Origin of the sequence: Polynucleobacter sp. JS-Fieb-80-E5 (genome assembly GCF_018882015.1) — a bacterium.
GTDB lineage: Bacteria > Pseudomonadota > Gammaproteobacteria > Burkholderiales > Burkholderiaceae > Polynucleobacter.
In genome coordinates this window covers 585288-603307 of the sequence record NZ_JACVPH010000001.1, presented here as the reverse complement: position 1 = coordinate 603307, position 18020 = coordinate 585288, and the positions used below count along the sequence as shown (strand labels likewise).

At 41.8% G+C, this 18020-nt stretch carries 24 protein-coding genes; 17 read left to right on the top strand and 7 right to left on the bottom strand.

Features of this window, described 5'->3' with window-relative positions:
* Window positions 1-4 precede the first annotated feature (4 nt).
* The 7 genes from ureE (at window position 5) to ICN44_RS02945 (ending at window position 4166) form a co-directional block, all read left to right on the top strand.
* Window positions 5-601, top strand: coding sequence for an urease accessory protein UreE (ureE, locus tag ICN44_RS02975; RefSeq protein ID WP_216262620.1), 597 nt, complete (start codon window positions 5-7; stop codon window positions 599-601).
* The gene (locus ICN44_RS02970; protein WP_216262659.1) at window positions 591-1283 is read left to right on the top strand and encodes an urease accessory protein UreF; all 693 of its coding nucleotides are present in this window, start codon (window positions 591-593) and stop codon (window positions 1281-1283) included. The genes ureE and ICN44_RS02970 overlap by 11 nt, the downstream gene beginning before the upstream one ends.
* Before the next feature lie 10 nt (window positions 1284-1293).
* Window positions 1294-1914 (top strand): urease accessory protein UreG, encoded by a 621-nt coding sequence (gene ureG, locus ICN44_RS02965; protein WP_216262619.1) that lies wholly within the window; start codon window positions 1294-1296, stop codon window positions 1912-1914.
* Window positions 1915-2438: 524 nt separating this feature from the next.
* Window positions 2439-2840, top strand: coding sequence for a hypothetical protein (locus ICN44_RS02960; protein WP_216262618.1), 402 nt, complete (start codon window positions 2439-2441; stop codon window positions 2838-2840).
* A gap of 139 nt (window positions 2841-2979) precedes the next feature.
* On the top strand, window positions 2980-3561 hold the full coding sequence (locus ICN44_RS02955) for a nitroreductase family protein (RefSeq protein WP_216262617.1): 582 nt from the start codon (window positions 2980-2982) through the stop codon (window positions 3559-3561).
* Between the two features lie 46 nt (window positions 3562-3607).
* Complete coding sequence (locus tag ICN44_RS02950) at window positions 3608-3955, top strand: hypothetical protein (RefSeq protein WP_216262616.1); 348 nt, start codon at window positions 3608-3610, stop codon at window positions 3953-3955.
* Window positions 3948-4166 carry a heavy-metal-associated domain-containing protein gene (locus ICN44_RS02945; protein WP_216262615.1) on the top strand — a complete coding sequence of 73 codons (219 nt, stop codon included), beginning with the start codon at window positions 3948-3950 and terminating at the stop codon, window positions 4164-4166. Before ICN44_RS02950 ends, ICN44_RS02945 begins: the two co-directional genes overlap by 8 nt.
* Window positions 4167-4246: 80 nt before the next feature.
* Here the strand turns inward: ICN44_RS02945 and ICN44_RS02940 are convergent, their stop codons facing one another.
* Window positions 4247-4543 carry a hypothetical protein gene (locus tag ICN44_RS02940; protein ID WP_216262614.1) on the bottom strand — a complete coding sequence of 99 codons (297 nt, stop codon included), beginning with the start codon at window positions 4541-4543 and terminating at the stop codon, window positions 4247-4249.
* A gap of 24 nt (window positions 4544-4567) precedes the next feature.
* The gene (locus ICN44_RS02935; protein WP_216262613.1) at window positions 4568-4717 is read right to left on the bottom strand and encodes a hypothetical protein; all 150 of its coding nucleotides are present in this window, start codon (window positions 4715-4717) and stop codon (window positions 4568-4570) included.
* Between the two features lie 989 nt (window positions 4718-5706).
* Between ICN44_RS02935 and ICN44_RS02930 the strand changes: the two genes are divergently transcribed.
* Window positions 5707-6309 (top strand): nitroreductase family protein, encoded by a 603-nt coding sequence (locus ICN44_RS02930; protein WP_216262612.1) that lies wholly within the window; start codon window positions 5707-5709, stop codon window positions 6307-6309.
* Window positions 6310-6495: 186 nt separating this feature from the next.
* On the opposite strand, the gene ICN44_RS02925 is transcribed toward ICN44_RS02930, so the two are convergent.
* Window positions 6496-7062, bottom strand: a complete 567-nt coding sequence (locus ICN44_RS02925) for a YceI family protein (RefSeq protein ID WP_215310697.1) — start codon at window positions 7060-7062, stop codon at window positions 6496-6498.
* A 178-nt stretch (window positions 7063-7240) separates the two neighbouring features.
* Here ICN44_RS02925 and ICN44_RS02920 point away from each other — a divergent pair, with 178 nt between their 5' ends.
* Window positions 7241-7474: a hypothetical protein gene (locus tag ICN44_RS02920; RefSeq protein WP_216262611.1), complete on the top strand. Its 234-nt coding sequence runs from the start codon at window positions 7241-7243 to the stop codon at window positions 7472-7474.
* A 39-nt stretch (window positions 7475-7513) separates the two neighbouring features.
* The gene (locus ICN44_RS02915; RefSeq protein WP_216262610.1) at window positions 7514-7894 is read left to right on the top strand and encodes a VOC family protein; all 381 of its coding nucleotides are present in this window, start codon (window positions 7514-7516) and stop codon (window positions 7892-7894) included.
* A 46-nt stretch (window positions 7895-7940) separates the two neighbouring features.
* Here the strand turns inward: ICN44_RS02915 and ICN44_RS02910 are convergent, their stop codons facing one another.
* The 4 genes from ICN44_RS02910 to ICN44_RS02895 form a co-directional block, all read right to left on the bottom strand.
* A complete protein-coding gene (locus tag ICN44_RS02910) occupies window positions 7941-9503 on the bottom strand; it encodes a cryptochrome/deoxyribodipyrimidine photo-lyase family protein (protein WP_216262609.1) in 1563 nt (520 codons plus the stop codon).
* An 89-nt stretch (window positions 9504-9592) separates the two neighbouring features.
* Complete coding sequence (locus ICN44_RS02905) at window positions 9593-11035, bottom strand: glycine betaine ABC transporter substrate-binding protein (RefSeq protein ID WP_370624855.1); 1443 nt, start codon at window positions 11033-11035, stop codon at window positions 9593-9595.
* A 274-nt stretch (window positions 11036-11309) separates the two neighbouring features.
* Entirely contained in the window at window positions 11310-11636 is a 327-nt protein-coding gene (locus ICN44_RS02900) for a hypothetical protein (protein WP_216262607.1), read from the bottom strand.
* Between the two features lie 23 nt (window positions 11637-11659).
* Window positions 11660-11845, bottom strand: coding sequence for a hypothetical protein (locus ICN44_RS02895; RefSeq protein ID WP_216262606.1), 186 nt, complete (start codon window positions 11843-11845; stop codon window positions 11660-11662).
* A 352-nt stretch (window positions 11846-12197) separates the two neighbouring features.
* Between ICN44_RS02895 and ICN44_RS02890 the strand changes: the two genes are divergently transcribed.
* The 7 genes from ICN44_RS02890 (at window position 12198) to ICN44_RS02860 (ending at window position 18007) form a co-directional block, all read left to right on the top strand.
* Window positions 12198-12761 carry an Rrf2 family transcriptional regulator gene (locus ICN44_RS02890; protein ID WP_215310691.1) on the top strand — a complete coding sequence of 188 codons (564 nt, stop codon included), beginning with the start codon at window positions 12198-12200 and terminating at the stop codon, window positions 12759-12761.
* Between the two features lie 72 nt (window positions 12762-12833).
* Window positions 12834-13385 carry a demethoxyubiquinone hydroxylase family protein gene (locus tag ICN44_RS02885; RefSeq protein ID WP_255537351.1) on the top strand — a complete coding sequence of 184 codons (552 nt, stop codon included), beginning with the start codon at window positions 12834-12836 and terminating at the stop codon, window positions 13383-13385.
* Between the two features lie 42 nt (window positions 13386-13427).
* The gene (locus tag ICN44_RS02880; protein ID WP_216262605.1) at window positions 13428-14027 is read left to right on the top strand and encodes a DsbA family protein; all 600 of its coding nucleotides are present in this window, start codon (window positions 13428-13430) and stop codon (window positions 14025-14027) included.
* Window positions 14028-14064: 37 nt separating this feature from the next.
* Window positions 14065-15216, top strand: a complete 1152-nt coding sequence (locus ICN44_RS02875) for an SUMF1/EgtB/PvdO family nonheme iron enzyme (RefSeq protein WP_216262604.1) — start codon at window positions 14065-14067, stop codon at window positions 15214-15216.
* Window positions 15217-15275: 59 nt separating this feature from the next.
* Window positions 15276-16316, top strand: coding sequence for a selenide, water dikinase SelD (selD, locus tag ICN44_RS02870; protein ID WP_216262603.1), 1041 nt, complete (start codon window positions 15276-15278; stop codon window positions 16314-16316).
* A 36-nt stretch (window positions 16317-16352) separates the two neighbouring features.
* Window positions 16353-17225, top strand: coding sequence for a putative selenate ABC transporter substrate-binding protein (locus tag ICN44_RS02865; RefSeq protein WP_216262602.1), 873 nt, complete (start codon window positions 16353-16355; stop codon window positions 17223-17225).
* Window positions 17222-18007: a phosphonate ABC transporter ATP-binding protein gene (locus ICN44_RS02860; protein ID WP_370624854.1), complete on the top strand. Its 786-nt coding sequence runs from the start codon at window positions 17222-17224 to the stop codon at window positions 18005-18007. The genes ICN44_RS02865 and ICN44_RS02860 overlap by 4 nt, the downstream gene beginning before the upstream one ends.
* Window positions 18008-18020: the final 13 nt, after the last annotated feature.

Genomic DNA, 18020 nt, shown 5'->3' with positions numbered 1-18020 from the left:
AGCAATGTTAGAACCTATCCGAATTGAGAAGATTATCCCCAAAGGACAAGGCTTAGCCAAAGCAGTCTTGGCTAGAGCGCTCGAACTAAAGTTGCCATTTGAGGTGCGTAACAAAAGCCGCTTTTCAGAAAAACTTTCTGATGGTCGCGAGGCGCACTTTTTCTTGCCAAGAGGAAATGTATTAGTAAGCGATGATATTTTGATTGCGGATGATGGTTCGATGATTCGTATTTCTGCAGCAGATCAAGAAGTGGTAACAATTAATTCTAGCGATGTTCATCAGTTGATGAGAGCTGCTTACCACTTAGGAAATCGACATATCCCTGTCCAAGTGGGCCAAGGTTTTTTAAGAATTGAACCCGACTCAGTACTTGAGGGGATGATTCATCAATTGGGTCTAGAGTCCAAATATGAATCTGCCCCTTTTGAGCCTGAAACAGGTGCGTATGGAGGTGGGCATCGCCATAGTCATGCAGAGACATTTGATAGTGACTATGCACTAGCGCAAAAGGTATATGCCGAGCATGAGAAGCCACATGTTCACGGACCCGGCTGCTCTCACCATCATCATGGCGATCACGATCATCCTCATGAGCATTGATCTAAATGAAATCACTGCATTAATGCAGTTAGCTTCGCCCGCCTTACCTATTGGTGGATATAGCTATTCTCAAGGTTTAGAGGCTGCTATTGATTCAGGTTTGGTAAAGGATGCTCCAACTGCAGAGGCATGGATAAAGGATGTATTTCTAGGTGTGTTTGCTAGATCTGAAGCCCCACTTTGGCTTCTCAGTTACGAGGCTTGGATAAAAGAGGATATTGATTCAGTCCAAAGTCTGAACGACTATTTCTTAGCAAGTCGCGAAACCTCAGAACTTAGATCGGAAACTGAGCAGATGGGGTGGTCTTTATTGCAAATTGCTCAGTCTTTGGATTGGGGTAGCGAAAGCCTCACCCAATTGTCTGAAATCAAACCTTTGTCATTGTTGACGGCCCATAGCTACGCCTGTTTTCATCTAAAAATACAGTCAAAGAATGGACTTGCAGCTTATGCATTCTCATGGGTAGAAAACCAAGTAGCAGCTTCGCTCAAAGCTATACCGCTAGGTCAAGTGGCAGGGCAACAGGCGCTGACAAAGATCCGCTTGCTTGTTCCTGAAATGGTTGAAGAAGCCCAACATCGAGCTAAATCCGGTTTATCGATGATTGATAATTTTTCACCGATGATGGCTATCCTATCTTCAAGACATGAGACTCAGTACTCCCGATTATTCCGTTCGTAAATAAAATCAAATGATGAGAACTAAAAAGAATCCCCCGTTACGAGTTGGCATTGGTGGTCCTGTCGGATCAGGCAAGACAACTTTGCTTGAGATGCTTTGCAAAGCAATGCGCAACCAGTATGACTTGGTAGTCATTACTAATGACATATACACCAAAGAAGATCAACGCCTTCTTACTGTTGCTGGCGCTCTAGATCCCGAGAGAATTATGGGTGTAGAGACAGGGGGTTGCCCCCATACCGCTATTCGCGAAGACGCTTCCATTAATTTGGAGGCAGTTGATCGGATGCAAAAACAGTTTCCTGATGTAGATATTATTTTCATTGAATCAGGTGGGGATAACTTAGCCGCAACCTTTAGCCCCGAACTTTCCGATCTAACGATTTATGTGATCGATGTTGCTGGGGGCGAGAAGATTCCTCGTAAGGGTGGCCCAGGAATTACACGCTCAGATCTATTGGTGATTAATAAGACTGATCTTGCCCCTTATGTAGGAGCATCTTTACCTATTATGGAATTAGACGCTAAAAAGATGCGCGGTGATAGACCCTTCATTATGGGTAGCGTGAAGTCTGGTGATGGGCTAATAGGAATTATTGAGTTTATTCAGGAAAAGGGGTTATTAAACTAGTGTTACTTAAAGTAACGCCTACCAATTTCAAGAAAAAACTATTTGCAGCAACAAAGTGCTAAATGGTTGCTCCAAATATCCTTTAGTTTTGAAAACCAAAGAGTGAGAGATCAGTTCCTTTAAATCCACGAAATTGCTCACACATTTGCTTGCACACCGATACTGACCATCCGCAGACCCCCTGTTTATATGGGTCTATCTTGGGCTTCTGCTCTCATAACCAGAGAACCTAAAGTTAATCTAAACGTCACAAAAAGCTAGCTTTTGAGACAAAAGGTGAGATTTGGTCATTTGAGCGTTACTTTAAGTAACGCTGGGCATGCTAAAAAGTGTGTAGGCAATTACTACACATTTCTCCTGGCAATGCCATTAGGTGCAAAAGTCTGTCAGTGAAGGGGTGGGCTGGATGTTGATTATGGCGTGTGAGTCTAATTAACCTTGGCTTTGTCTTGCAGCAGACATACAAACAGTTTCTGACTTGTTAGTCTAATAGGTGTTGTTTTCATCTAAATAGAAGGCTAGAAATGAAAAAATATATTGCTTTTCTGTATTTGGGTCTGATTCCATTACTATCAGCCGCTCAATTACCCCCATTACAAATGTCAAATGAAACTCGCTTTATAGAAGGTGGTGTTGGACAGAGTGAGTCTGATGCTATCAAAATGGAGGCGAAGCGCTGGCCACTATTCCTCGAATTTTCCCAGACAAATGGTAATAAGTCTGAATGGGTATCGAATGTTTTATTGGTGCTTAAAGATGCTAACGGCGTTCAATTGCTCTCCCATCAGGTTGATGGCCCATTTATCTTGGTCGACTTAAAACCTGGTAAATATTCATCTGAATCCACATACGGGACTCAAAAATTATTGAATAATTTTTACGTGACAAATGGCCAGCATAAAAAAATGAATATTAATTGGAGGTAATGAACATGTACAGTTCTCTGACTGTCCAGCCTGCTTTATGAAGAGTTATGTTGGCTAGCGCACAGTTTTATCTGGCCAATTCTTTAGGGTGGTGAATAGATTAACTTTTTTGATTATTTAAAAGAACAAAAATAAGGATATGGATACCCAAAATCAGTCAATTATTCAAACAATTTTTGCAAGACATTCTATTCGGTCTTATTTGTATAAAAATATCGATAAGGAGACGATTAATGTTTTATTGCAATGTGCAGTAAGAGCGCCAACTGCGATCCATGAAGAGCCATGTGAATTTTTAGTCATTCAAGATCAAGAAGTTCTACAGGAACTTTCTGATATTGCTAAGCCTTTATTCGTCAAGTCGATGAATACAAGTATCCGCACTAGTGATCATGTTACTCATGACTTTAAAGATCCCAATTTCAATATTTTTTATGGCGCAGATACCTTAATAGTGATTCTGTCAAAGCAGCAGGGCTATTATGTAGAGGCAGATTGTTGGTTGGCAGCAGAAAATTTAATGCTGGCAGCTACTTCAATGGGTCTCGGTACTTGTGTAATTGGCTCTGCAGTAGAGGCTCTTAATTTGCCATACTTGAAAGAATTGCTTGGCATTGCAGAGCACATCCGTGCAATTTGCCCAATTATTGTTGGCTTTCCAAATGGGAATCCTCCCCAGTCACTTCGCAATGATCCAAGGATAGTTTCTTGGATTAGTTAAGGCATGACTCAATTAGCAATGATGACAGGCAACGTTAGTCAATAAGATGAAGATTAAAATGACTCATGAATATGAAATGATAAATCAAAATATTTTGCTCTATGAAGCCCGTCTAAAGCATATCGATGAATTTTTTCATCAGTCTGAAAAATTAATACTTACTCATCCAGAGATGGATATAAAGACTCAGTTAATCCCTATTAGAGCTGCTCGAGAATCTCTAGTAACCTTAATCAAGTTCGCCAAGGCTAATTTAGAGAAGACGCCTATAAAAGAATCTGATCAACCTCATCATAGTCTCCTATGGCAAGAAATTACAATGGAGCTCGAAAGATTATTAAAGCCATTTGAGGCTTTATTACCTATTGTGCAAAGATCTTCAAAAAATGACTGAAATTCACTTAAGCGTGCAAGATATGGAGAGTCAGGCATGCATCAAGGTGGTAACTCAAGCTCTTCAAGATTTTCAGGGAGTCAAAAGTATTCATGTAGATATTCAGTCAGGTCGTGTTGAAGTTACCCGAACTGTAAATAAATCAGATGATTTAATCCACGCCCTAGATATCGCAGGCTTCCCCTCAAGCCTAGATTTAGATGAACAGTGATCAACCATATCAAGGACTGTCAATTAAAGAGCATTAATCAGCAAGCAATAGCGTCGTTCTTTTACACGCTGGCCTAATAGCTATGGCCTCTGAACTGCTGATTGAATATTGGCATGCTCATTAATAGCATCTTCACTATTCTGTAATGCCTTAAGTGCATGGACATGTGCTACAAGTGCATGGACATGTGCTACAAGTGCATGAGTAGCAGAAGCCTCGTGATTATCTAAATCTCGCATCCTAGCAGCTTCAAGATGACTCTTCATGGCTTGCTCGTGATGATTGGCTGCTTTTCCATGAAAATGCTGGGCTGCACTTTGATATTGTGCATGATTTTGATCTGGTGGATGTGAATGACTTGGGTCTTGATGAATCATTAAGCGCTCCTGAGGTTAAGTTGTTTAAGTTTTATGGCTTTTTACTGTCTTCTTAGCTGCTCTGGCTTCAGAATAGGCAATTGCAACAGCTTGCTTAACGGGCTTACCAGCTTTGATTTCAGTTTTGATGTTTTCTTTAAATGCTTCTGGACTGCTTGATTTCTTGAGTGGCATTTTTTCGATTTTAGATAAGAGTGGTCTTATTCCAATTTACTGCAATTATTTCCTTTAGATTGTCTGATAGCATACAAAGTCAGACGGTTAAATTAAGAGATGATTGGATAAAGTGAAACTATGAAAGCCAAAAGCAAAAGCCATTCAAGGGTGACTTTCGTATTATTGGCAGATAGGGCGAAATTTGAACTGGTTAAGCTTTACTTTAAGTAATCTTTAATTTCATTAAAAAGTCTTTGGAGCAACGAAGTGTTAGATGGTTGTTCCAAATATCCTTTGGTTATGAAAACCAAAGAGCGAGAGATCACTTCCTTTAAATCCATGAATTTGCTTACACATTTGCTTACACACCGACACTGACCACCCGCAGACCCCCTGTTTATATGGCTCTATTATGGGCTTCTGCTCTCATAAGAAAGAAGCCCTAGGGGTCTTGTAACAAAGACCTCAATAGATTCAAGCGGTTAGTGGTGGTTTAGACATATAAAATTGCTTACACACCGCTTACACACCGGAGCAAAAACCGAGGTGTGTAGTAAATGCGGTTTTCATGTGGTTTTGTAGTAGAAGGCACCCCTCAAAAGGTGTGTAGTAAAAGTAAAGTTTTAGGGCCCATAGCTCAGTTGGTTAGAGCAGAGGACTCATAGCGAAAGTTGTGCCTTATGCGTGGAAACTGCATAAGGGATGGTGTCAAATTCGGAGAAAGCTAAATGCAGCCAAAAGCTGCACAAGCTAACGCCGAGCCAAGCTTCAGCGTGAAAGTGCTGTTGAAGGTGTAGAGACTAGACGGCACCCATCTAAGTTGAGCAATCAATATGATGAAGGCATAGTCCAGGGAGTAATGAAAATTACACAAACCGGAATCCTTTGGTCCCAGGTTCAAGTCCTGGTGGGCCCACCAGAAAAGCAAGCCCTCATCAGCAATGGTGAGGGTTTTGTCTTTTGAATATTGCCGTATTATCAGAGCTTGAATCTCACTGAGGAAGTTAATGAATACATTTGATGCAATCCGCGAACGTAGGGCCGTTAAGTATTTTGACCCAAGTCATGAATTTACTAAGCAAGAGACAGAGCAGTTGCTTGACCTTGCCATGCAGGCGCCATCCTCATTCAATATCCAACATTGGCGTTTGGTGAATGTTACAGACAAGGCTTTAAGGGCAAAATTACGAGAAGCTGCTCATGATCAGGCTCAAGTTACTGATGGATCTCTATTATTTGTAGTAACTGTGGATATCAAGGCTTGGGAAAAAGATCCTGCCCGATATTGGGTAAATGCACCCAAAGAAGCTCAAGATATCTTAGTTCCTTGGATTCATCCTTTTTATGCTGGAAAAGAGCAATTACAAAGAGATGAAGCAATGCGTTCAGCTGGCATCATGCTGCAAACGATGATGCTCTCAGCCAAAGCGATGGGTTATGACTCTTGCCCAATGGTTGGCTTTGATTTTGATAAGGTCGCCGAATTGATTCATTTGCCTAAAGACTATGCCATTGCTGCAATGTTGGTCGTTGGTAAGGGCATTAAACCAGCATGGCCTAAGCCTGGATTTATCCCTAAGTCAGAAATGTTGATTGAAAACCATTTTTAAGCTGATATTTTCTGAGCGGGTTTGAACGGCATGAGAAATTCAGCCTAAGCCCAGGCCCTATTAGGCTGATTAAAGCCCTCATCAGAAATGGTGAGGGCTTTATTTTTATATGGTTCCGTTAGGTTTGGCGCTCAAATGAAACCTTATTGCTTGCAGACTCTATTGGCAATACCAGTGTAATTAAGGCTATTCTCTTGACGCTTCAATCACTATATTTAAGCTGATCTCATCGCCAACAAATGGCACATATTTTCCTAGATTAAACTCTGAGCGACTCAACTTCGCGCTTGCGTTAGCGCCACACATATATTTCAAAGTAATCAAGTTACGACTGCAAGAAAAGTTAGTCACTTCCACATTAACGGGCTTAGTAATGCCTTTGATGGTGAGCTCGCCTGAGAGTGACGTAATGACCTGATCATTAAATACAACGTTATCGGAGATGAATTTGGCTACGGGAAATTTTTCAGAATTAAAGTAATCTTCACTTCTAAGTAACTTATTAAAGGTATCGGAGCCTGTGCTAATTGAGCCAGTCTCAATGTCAATATCTATAGTGCCGCCATCCATTTGATCATTGAGTGTAATAGTTCCATTCACCTTATCAAAACGACTAGTTTGAATCGAGTAAGCTAAATGTTTGTAGCTAAAGCTAACAAAGGTGTGATCAGGGTCAGTAATATAAATTTCTGCCGCTTGTACCGAGGAGGTTACCAAGGTTAGGAGCAAGGCGCTTATATAAAAAAAGTTCATTAGACATTTTAGGTGTTGATAGGAGAATGTGCTGAGTCAGTGACCCCATCCTCAATACAGCCCTAAATACCTTATTTTTTAGTCTTTCCGACAATTTAGGCTTTAAAAATCTGGCACGGCGAGCATAAAATCCATTTATATGAGTTAATTCATTTAATTAACGCTTATACCAAGCTTAATGCCAATACTACTAAAGCAGAAGCCGTTAGCGATGCCTCTCCGAAATTCGCCAAGTCAGATACGAGATTTAGATGATCTCAGTCAATTAAGTAATATTGTTACTGATAAGCGCAGGGGTCAACGCTCATTAGCCAAGAAATCAAGGCGTAATCGACATTATGAAAAACAATTCATTCGTAATACGCTCATGCGTGCACCTATCAATGCATCTGAAGAGCTGATAGAGCTTTGAGTAACATTTCTGTATTTAATTAACCTAATAGGAAGAATTATGTTTAGTCATATTATGTTGGGCGCAAATGATTTAGAAGTTTCAAGGGGCTTCTATGATGCCGCTCTAGGAGCCCTGGGTGTGAAGGCTGGAAGCTTTAGTCATGACAAATACTTTTATCGTGGTCCTGGTGGAGTATTTGCTATTACTAAGCCTATCGATGGTAATGAGGCCACTCATGCTAATGGCGGCACAATCGGTTTTAGTGCCAAATCAATCGCTGATGTAGATGCATTCCATGCCATCGGTGTTGCTCATGGAGGAACTTCCTGCGAGGGGGATCCAGGTTATCGAGAGGGCGTGGCCGGTACTGTTTATATTGCTTGGCTTAGAGATCCTGCCGGCAATAAAATCTGTGCAATGCATAGGCCACCGAAATAAATACTTGCTTCACATCCCTTGGGTTGGATGTATCAGACGACATTGGCTAAAACTCAAGGGTTAGCTGCGGGCTTGCCTCGGTAGTTTTAATTATAGGTTTTTTACGTACGACCCTGCTTGCCCGAGAGGCATGTTTATCGACAACTAATTTTTTACCAGCCCGAACCTCCGATAGGTTGCGTCTAGCATGCAAGCGATCTTTAGATAGCTTTGTAGCCACAGCAATATCTACTAATGGTTGGGGGATGTCTGTATCAATCTCAATACCAATATTGTTTTGCACTTCTTGAGGCATATTCCAGGGTTCAAAAAGCCACATATCAGGTACTTTGCGCATATAGGGAAGCCATTTTCTAACAAAAAAGCCCTTTTGATCATGGTCTTGCGCTTGCTTGATCGGGTTGTAAACGCGTGTTAAGTTGATTCCTGTCGTGCCCGATTGCATTTGTAATTGACTCCAATGGATTCCCGGTTCATAGTCCAAAAATTGGGTAGCTAACCAATCTCCTACGGGTTTCCAGTGCAACCAAAGTGGGTAGGCCGCAACTGAGACTAGCATCGCACGCATTCTAAAATTCAGCCATCCCGTTTCACGTAGCATCATGACGCAGGCATCTACCATGGGCCACCCTGATTTACCTTCCTTCAGGGCATTGAAGTGGTCTTTATTAAATTCATTCTCGCGTAATGCATCATATCCACGGTGCATATTTCGCCATTCGATTTCAGGCTCGCTTTCGAGCTTTTGAATAAAATGACAATGCCAATATAAGCGACTCATGAAGGCAGTTAAACCTGACTTTCTTCTACTTGCGTCTGGCGACATTTGAAGCAGCTCTTCATTGGTCGCTTGCACTACTTCTCTGATGCTAAGACACCCATAAGTTAGATACACGGATAATCGAGAGCATGCATCTGGGGCTGATAGTGGAGATGAAATCCCGCCTCGGTAACGCATACTTCGCTGTTTTAAAAAACTATTAAGAGTTCTAAGTGCAACTGATCTCCCGCCGCGTTGTCTTAATGGCGGATTATGTCTCAGGTACGCAGGTGCCTGCATAGTAGACGGCGTCAGATAATGAGTGCTAGGATTCGCCACTGGCGCGCTGGAAAGCGGGGCTTTCCAAAATTGAATGGGTGGCAGCTCATATAAAGGCGCTTCCATGTGCGCTTGCCAGTTAGCCTGCCATTCATTTCGATTTTTTAGACCTCTAGTAACTCCAAACTGGGCATATTGACCCCAATGAATGCCACGAGACTGACACCATTTACCAACCCCTTGATCTCTGGAATACGTAAATCCATTGCCAGTTTCTTGATGTGAATACAAACCTTGAAAAGGGATGGCTTGCCAAATTTTACTCAGTACTTCAGTCACTTCACCTTCATGAACCTCCAAAGTGCCGCCACGTAGTCGCAATTGGGCATCTAGATCTTGAAGACACTCTCGAATGAACTCAAAATGCTGGAGAGCCACATCTGGCTGCGTCCAAAGTGTTGGCTCAAGCACATAAACGCAGCGAATGGGACCTAACTTTGCGGCCTCGACAAGAGCAGCATGGTCCTCACAGCGCAAATCACGCTTAAACCAGACCAGTTGATAACTCATAGTTAATTAGTAGAGAGGATGAATTTATATTGATGTTAGATGATTAAGCCAATTTTTTCTTGCTAACGCAAAAATAAGGTAATCAATCACTACTTATTTATAGCTTTACGTTTGGGAGTCAGGACGACTTGTGCGAGTAGGGCTAGAATGGCAGCCGGTATGGCACCAGCAAGCATTAAGGCTTGATCATTCACGGCAAGCCCAGCCACTATGCGGTCGCCGAAGCCACCCGCACCTACTAATGCTGCAAGAGTGCAGGTGCCGACGCCAATCACAGTAGCTGATGCTAAGCCAGTCATAATGATTGGCTTAGCATACGGTAGCTCAATAGAAAGCAATAATTTCCGCTCATTACAACCAAGAGCCAAAGCTGCTTCTTTTAAAGTGCTTGGAACCTCCATTAAGCCAATGTGGGTAGCACTCACAATTGGTAGAAGGCCATAAATAAATAAAGCCAAAACGGCTGGTATGGCCCCTATTTGATCTAATACAGCAATCAAAATAGTAAGTAATGCAAGAGAGGGTATCGTTTGTAAAACACCAACAGTCCCTAGGATCCAAGTCGAAAATCGAGGTCGACGGTATGCAACAACTCCAAGAGGAATTCCAACGAGAAGAGCCATTGTTGAGGAAATTGCAACCAACAGAACATGATCTCGGAGTGCGGTAAGAAAATCTGGGCCAAAAAGTAAATTAAAAAACCTTGAGATCTTTGTAGGACTTGGTTGATCATTAGTGGATTTATTCAAAAATCCACGAGCAATCATTTCAAAGCTAATGCCAGACTCAGCCGCATTATTGAGTTTTGCCATTGTTACTTCATTTAATGCTCCCGCTAATTTTTGTAGAGGCTTCTCATCAAAATCAGAGCGCATTAATAGGATTGCATCGTAGCGAGGAAATGCTTTTCTGTCATCCTCTAATAAGGTCAGATTATTTTTCGTAATTGGTGCATCAGTCGAGTATGCATCCACAATATCGACATCGCCACGAACAAGAGCATCATATGCTAGGCCATGCTCCAGTACTTTTTTGGGTTTTATTTTGAGGGCGTAAGCCTGAATAAGCGCAGACCAACCATCATTCCTGGTTTTAAATTCTGGAGATAAGGCAATTCGAAGTGTAGATTGCTGCTCAGTTGATAGATTTGCGATATCACTGATTCGTTTTATACCTAGCTTACTCGCTTGTTCTGGTCTCATAGCAAGTGCATAAGTGTTGTTAAAGCCAAGTGGTATCGCTGCTTTTAATCCCATGGGCTTGAGCCAGGCATTAAGGTCATTTATTGAAGCTTCGGTTTCTGGGCGCTTGAGTATTTCCCGCAGAATAGTGCCGGTGTACTCTGGATACACATCAATTTGACCCGTTTTAAGCGCTTGAATAACAATAGCAGTATTACCAAGACCTTGGCGATGTATAGATTTTAATCCAGCATCACGTAATGTGAGATTAACAAGCTCTCCAAGTACATAGCTTTCTGTAAACCGTTTTGAGCCAACTACGGTCGTTTTTTCCAGGGGCTGAGCGAACACACAGCAGCTCATAGTTAGACCAAAATATAAGCTGAGCCTAATCCAAAAAGAGAAAATGTACCTAGTGAAATACAAGCGAGATTATCTTCATTAAAAATATGAGATCTCATCATATAAGCCTTTGGCTTATTGTGCTCAGCCCGTATGTACTTTTGCAAGAATCACTTAGTAGTCTATTTAATACCCAGTAAACGACAGTTTTGATTGATTAAAATACTACCCTTATAGGGCTGGGTATCGTTGAAGCAACATCCCTGACAACTTAGTTGGGTTATTACGTACTCATCTTTGAGTCGGCCGAGAGACAGGATTTCATCGCTTTCAACTCAATTGTCTTTAACCACTGGGGTTTAGCTTTTGGGTTCATCACTAACTCATTGACTTGTCCATTAGTTGCATTTTTATTAATGAACTCGGCCTGACAAGTACAGTAGGCAGTAAAGTCTTCTGCACTCAGAGTTTTACCCTTAAGATCTTTATGCTCAGCCACTTGTTCACTTACGCAATTTTTCTGATAATCCGTTGAAATTGCTTGAGCAAAAGACTGATGGGATATTGCTAACAAAAAAGCTAACGATAAAGTAGTACGAAATATTGACATAGTACGCTTCCTTTTCATTTAATCTAAGCAGTAGAGATTCTTCCATAAACATCAAGGTCTGACTCATCAACCTCCAAAAAGTCATCTTCGATCACAGAGGCTCCTTCTAAGTTTTCGATATATTCCCGGATAGCGTAGTAAGGAGGCATCTGTGCTTCATTGTCATCCTGGGGATCCCAGACTTTGTAGCGAAAAACGGTTAATTTCATATGATTTTTGTTGAACGTAACTCATGAGCCTAAAAGATGATTCATATGGCGCCTGAAGTAAGCCTTGCGAGCCTCGACAAAAACTATGACCAAATTACTCAGAAACTGTTTGAACTGTCTCATTTAAGGCTCCTTTGATTAGAAATACTAGGGTTATTACTTAATTAGTATGCGCTTTAAGATCATAGATTGCAGGGCAGCAAAAACCCCTCTATTAGTAGTTTTATACGTAATAACCCTAATAGGTTCAGAATTAAGTTGTCTCCCGACCCCTATTTAAGGTCCTTCAGTCGCCTTCGGGCGACTTCTTTTTAAGTCATTTCTATCGTGTCGTTAATAAAAGGAAAGTGTCATGCTGAAGTACATCAATAGGTCGCTTGAGCAAACTATCAATACCTTGATTGATATCACCGCCTATTCGCGCTTTGGTGTTCCGGTTAGAGCAATTGACATCGCTAAACGTCAGCACCTTTCTTTAAGTCGTATGGAGATAGTGCTATCCGCACTCAAGTCTGCTTATTTAATACGAGCTGCCAAAGGACGAAGGGGCGGATACTACTTAGCTAAAGACCCACAAAGTATGACGATGAAAGATGTATTTTTAGCGGTCAATCACTTTAGATCCAGAAAAGTAGTTATCGCAGATTTTGCTAAGGAGATCGTAGAATCGTTTGAATCTTATATGCGTGATTGTCTATCTAAGATTGCCGTAGCATCATCTTCAAAACATGCGAGAACAAGACCCTTTCAAATTGAGATCATTCCAGCCTGGGACTCGCAAAAGTATCAGTTACAAGAAATCTCCAAAAAGGGTAAATGGGATACTCAAAGCGTTCTGATTACAAAAGCCGGATTACAAAAAGCAGAAAAGCTCGGGCCCAACTCTATATTTGATTTTAGTAATTACCTTCAATAATAAAATGAGATTGATGAAAAAGATGCGACAGTTTTATGATGAAGTTATAAGTTACATCCGGGCTTATCTCAGATGAGCGGTGTAATCGAGCGTAGTAATGCTTATTCCGTCTATTTGGAGCGTGAGTTGCGCTCAGATCATGCTGGCGAAACGGGCGCTATCTATATCTACAAAGGCATTATTGCCATTGCAAAATTACGTAAAGATCAGGGGCTCATTAGTTTTGCCAAGCATCATGGAGCCACTGAGGCTGAGCATTTACAGCTAATAGAGTCTATTTTCGAGGTCAAGCATCGAAGTTGTTTGTTGGGTCCCTGGCGCATTGCAGGATGGTTAACTGGGGCAATACCAGCGCTATTTGGAAGGAAAGCAGTTTATGCAACGATTGATGCTGTTGAGACATTTGTAGATCAACATTACCAGCAACAGATTGAATATCTGCAAAAAAATGGTAGTCATGATGATTTGCTTAAGCTCCTAACGCGTTGTCAAGCCGACGAAATAAATCATAAAAATGAAGCAAGATCAAAAGTTGTGAGCCCTATGCCCTTAACTCTAAGGCTTTGGTGTACTTTAGTAGGGGGTGGATCGGCAGTAGCTGTTTCATTGGCTAGGCAGATTTAAAGAATATGATGTTGGTAGTTAATTAAACGAGGTGGAGAAGTAATGATTCAGATTCAGATCTGGGCTGACTTTGAATGTCCATATAGTTACTTTCAGACTATAGTTCTTGAAAAGCTCCAAACAAAGTATCAAGACAGACTAGAGATAGTATGGAGAGCATTTGAATTAACCCCAGTTGAGGGCAATATCTCTCCCCCACAATCCTATATAGATAATCTTGAGGCTGCTAAGTCTGAGTCCATTGTCATGCAAGAGAATCTTAAGCTTCTAACGCCAAAATTTCTAACCTATACATGGCTTGCGCAAGAGAGTGTTTACTTTGCTAATACTCAGGGCTTATCTTTAAAATTAGCCAGAGCTTTATTTGATACATTCTTTCTGAGTGGGTTTGATATCAGCAGCGAAGAAATAGTGATGAAGATTGCCTCTCAAGCAGGAGTAGACACCCAGCAGCTGAGGCAAGCACTTGATAATGGTGAATTGACTAAGTATGTCATGGCCGATGAGCAAGAGTTTAAAACCTATGGCTTTCAGGGATTACCGGCAATGCTTATTGGTGAGAAGAATTTTTCACCGCGAAGTTTCATGCCTATGACAGGGTACAAAACCCTTGAAGAATTACTTGAGATCTTGCCTAACTAGTGTAGCAATATTGATGATCTTCATTTTCTAAATCCAAATGACACAGTTTGACTATCTGCGCTACGAGCCTTGGCCATTGCCAAATAAGCTTCTAATAGATTTGGAGCGATCGACTCACGTGACACAAAACATTATTGGTAAGCTTGATCACGGTCAGGAAAAAGTCGCCTTATTGCCCGGATTAAACCCCCCGCATTGGGAGTTTGGTCATCTGATTTGGTTTCATGAATTTTGGGTTCATCGCAAAGGGGTAGCATCTAATTCTTCTTTTTTAGCCCATGCAGATGCTTTATTTAACTCTTCTGAAATGATTCATGATGATCGCTGGCAGGTACAAATACCCCCTATCGATATCTTGATGAATTACTTTTCGGATGTGATGGAGCGTACATTTATCATCCTCAGATCTGGAACCTTGAGTCCTGAGCAGGCTTACTTTATTCAGTTAGCTCTCTATCATGAAGATATGCACAATGAAGCGTTTGCTTATATGTGGCAATCTTTAGGTTACGCCTGGCCTCTTGAGCAAGATCTTGGCGCTAGTCAAGACCAACACAATGATTTTGAGTCAAGATATATCCATATTCCTCAGTGCCAATTTCAGCTTGGGTCAGCACCAAGCACGGGCTTTATTTTTGATAATGAGAAATGGCAGCATGAAGTATTGACTCATGATTTTTCAATTTCAAGCCATGCAGTTAGTAACGGTGAATATTTAGAGTTTTTAAGAGCTCTAAATGATGCAGGAATAAGCTTTATAGAGCATCAACCTGCGTATTGGAAAAAAGAGGGTAATGCCTGGTTTGAGCGTTTTTTTGATCAGTGGCGAGAGTTGGATCTTAATGCTCCAGTAAGACATATCTCTGCCCATACTGCTGAGCAGTATTGTTTATGGAAGGGTGTTCGACTCCCTACTGAAAATGAGCTTAGCCTTTTAATGACAACAGTACATGAGCCATGGCAACCCTCCAGTTTATGGGAGTGGACTAGCAGCACTTTTAAGCCTTTTGAGGGCTTTAGCTCTGATCCTTATCAAGATTATTCGGCCCCATGGTTTGACAGCAGGCATCGGGTTTTGAAGGGTTGGAGTGTATTTACTCCTGACTATCTGCGTCGCCCCCAATTTCGTAATTTTTACCTACCTTCCCGCAGTGATTTTTTTTGCGGCTTTCGTATCTGTTTGGCATAAATTAGGTAAGCTCACATACTTAGCTGCCATCCTCTTACTTTTAAATTGAGTTCTTCAACATGACATATAACGGTCGTCTTACCTCCCTCTCTCACGGCGGGGGCTGTGGTTGCAAAATTGCTCCAGGTGTTTTGAGCGATATTCTGAAATCTTCCCCTATTCGCCAGATGCCTGCTGCACTGCTGGCAGGCTCTGATAACAATGAAGATGCCGCTGTTTATCAAATCAACGAACATCAAGCGATCGTGGCGACCACAGATTTCTTTATGCCGATTGTCGATGACCCCTATCAGTTTGGGCGAATTGCAGCAACAAATGCGATTTCAGATATTTACGCTATGGGGGCGCAACCTCTTTTTGCCTTGGCGTTATTGGGTATGCCAATCAATGTTCTTCCTTTAGAAGTCATTCAGCAGATTACTGCTGGTGGCGAGTCGGTCTGTGCAGAAGCCGGCATTATGATTGCTGGTGGCCACTCAATCGATACTGTAGAGCCGATTTATGGTTTGGTCGCAATCGGAGTGGTCGATCCTAAAAAGCTCAAGCGTAATAGCGGCGCAAAGTTAGGCGATAGCATCATATTAAGTAAACCTTTGGGTGTAGGTATTCTTTCTGCTGCGCTGAAAAAAGAGCAGCTTTCTGACTCTGCTTACCAGGAGATGATTGCCTTAACGACTAAGCTGAATAAACCAGGCGTAGTACTATCTCAACTCGATAGCGTGCATGCGCTCACGGATGTGACGGGGTTTGGCTTAGCAGGGCACTTATTGGAACTATGTCGTGGAGCAAAGCTTTCGGCCCAGATTCAGTGGGACTCTATTCCAGTAGTTTCTGAGGCGGTCAAACTAGTAAAAGAAGGTATCTTTACTGGCGCATCACCGCGTAACTGGCTGGGTTATGGTCATGAAATACAGCTAGCCTCTCATTTGAATGAGTGGCAGCAAAACCTCTTGTCTGATCCTCAAACAAGTGGTGGTTTATTAATCTCTTGTAGTCCAGAAGCAACCGAGCAGGTATTAGAAATTCTCAGAGCAGATGGATTTAGCCAAGCTCAAAAAATAGGTCAATTTGTACAGGGCTCAGGCGTTTCTGTAGCCTAAGCTCTACTTCTTTAATTCAATAGAAAGCTAACCAATATGAAATTAAATATCTCGAAATTTTCTCTAAGCATTGCTTTAGCAATCCTTTGCTGCAGTGCGCTGACGCTTCCAGCTCAGGCGCAAGCCGTCTTACGTGTCTCCGCGATTCCGGATGAATCACCAACTGAGTTACAAAGAAAATTTCTTCCTTTAGGCGAATATCTTTCTAAAGAGACGGGCATGAAAGTCGAATTCACGCCTGTGACGGACTATGCCGCAGTTGTTGAGGCGCTGGCAACAAATAAAATCGATATGGCATGGTTAGGCGGGTTTACCTATATTCAAGCAAAAATTCGTACGAATGGTGCCGTCAAGCCGATCATTCAGCGTCTTGAGGATGAAAAATTTACGAGTAAATTTATTATTCCTGAGGCTAGCTCGGCAAAGAGTTTGACAGATTTAAAGGGCAAGACCTTTGCTTTTGGTTCGCCATCATCTACATCGGGTCATTTAATGCCGCGTTTTTACTTAATGAAGGCGGGTATTAACCCAGATAAAGACTTTAAGAGCATTGCTTTTTCTGGAGCCCATGACGCAACAGTCGCATTTGTTGCTAGCGGTAAAGCAGATGCTGGCGCTTTAAATGCATCTGTTTGGGATAAATTGTCTGATGCTAAAAATCCTAATACTGAAAAAGTAAAAGTTTTCTATACAACGCCCCCGTACCATGATTACAACTGGACCGTACGAGGTGGTTTGGATGCAGCGGTAACTAAAAAAATTAGTGATGCTTTTTTAAAGCTGAATGCTAATGATCCTGCCCAAAAAGAATTAATGGATCTTCAGAGAGCTAGCAAATATATTCCTACTAAATCATCTAACTACGATGAAATTGAAAAGGCTGCAATTGGTGCTGGTTTGATTAAGTGAAAAAAATAGCATTTGCGTTTAGGCAAGTTAGTTTTAGTCATAGTAATGGCAAAGAGGCGCTGAAAAATATCAACATTTGCGCCTCAACTGGGGAATCAATTGCAATTATTGGATCATCTGGCTCTGGCAAAACGAGCTTGCTTAACTTGGTAGCGACTTCACTGCGCCCTAGTATTGGATTGATATCAGTATTGGGCATGGATCCATGGGCGATTTCAAAAGGGCAATTACGCCGTTTACGCTCTCAAATAGGCTTAGTACATCAAGCAGCCCCGATTCCACCGAGGCAAAGAGTGATTACCGCTGTCTTAGCTGGTCGACTTGGTCAGTGGCCACTTTGGAAATCTCTTGTGTCATTAATCTATCCGGTAGATATTCCAGGTCCGCAGTTGTGCCTGCAAAAACTTGATCTTGCAGACCGCCTCTTTGATCGTTGTGATCGCCTGTCTGGAGGCCAATTACAAAGAGTGGGTGTCGCACGTGTGCTGTACCAAAGGCCTCATTTATTGCTGGCTGATGAGCCAGTATCAGCAATGGACCCTGTTCTTTCTGATTTAACGATTCAGCGTCTTTTAGAGGATGCTCGCACCAGAGATGCTTGCTTTGTAGCAAGTCTTCATGCGGTAGATATTGCTTTACGGTGGTTCCCAAGAATTATCGGACTGAAGGATGGAGAAGTGTTTTTTGACTTACCTGCATCTGAAGTAAGTGAGGGTTTGCTACAGCAGTTGTACGCATCTGAACGCGGTGTTCTGCCAAAACAAGGTAGTCCGAATACATAACCATGAAAAGAGT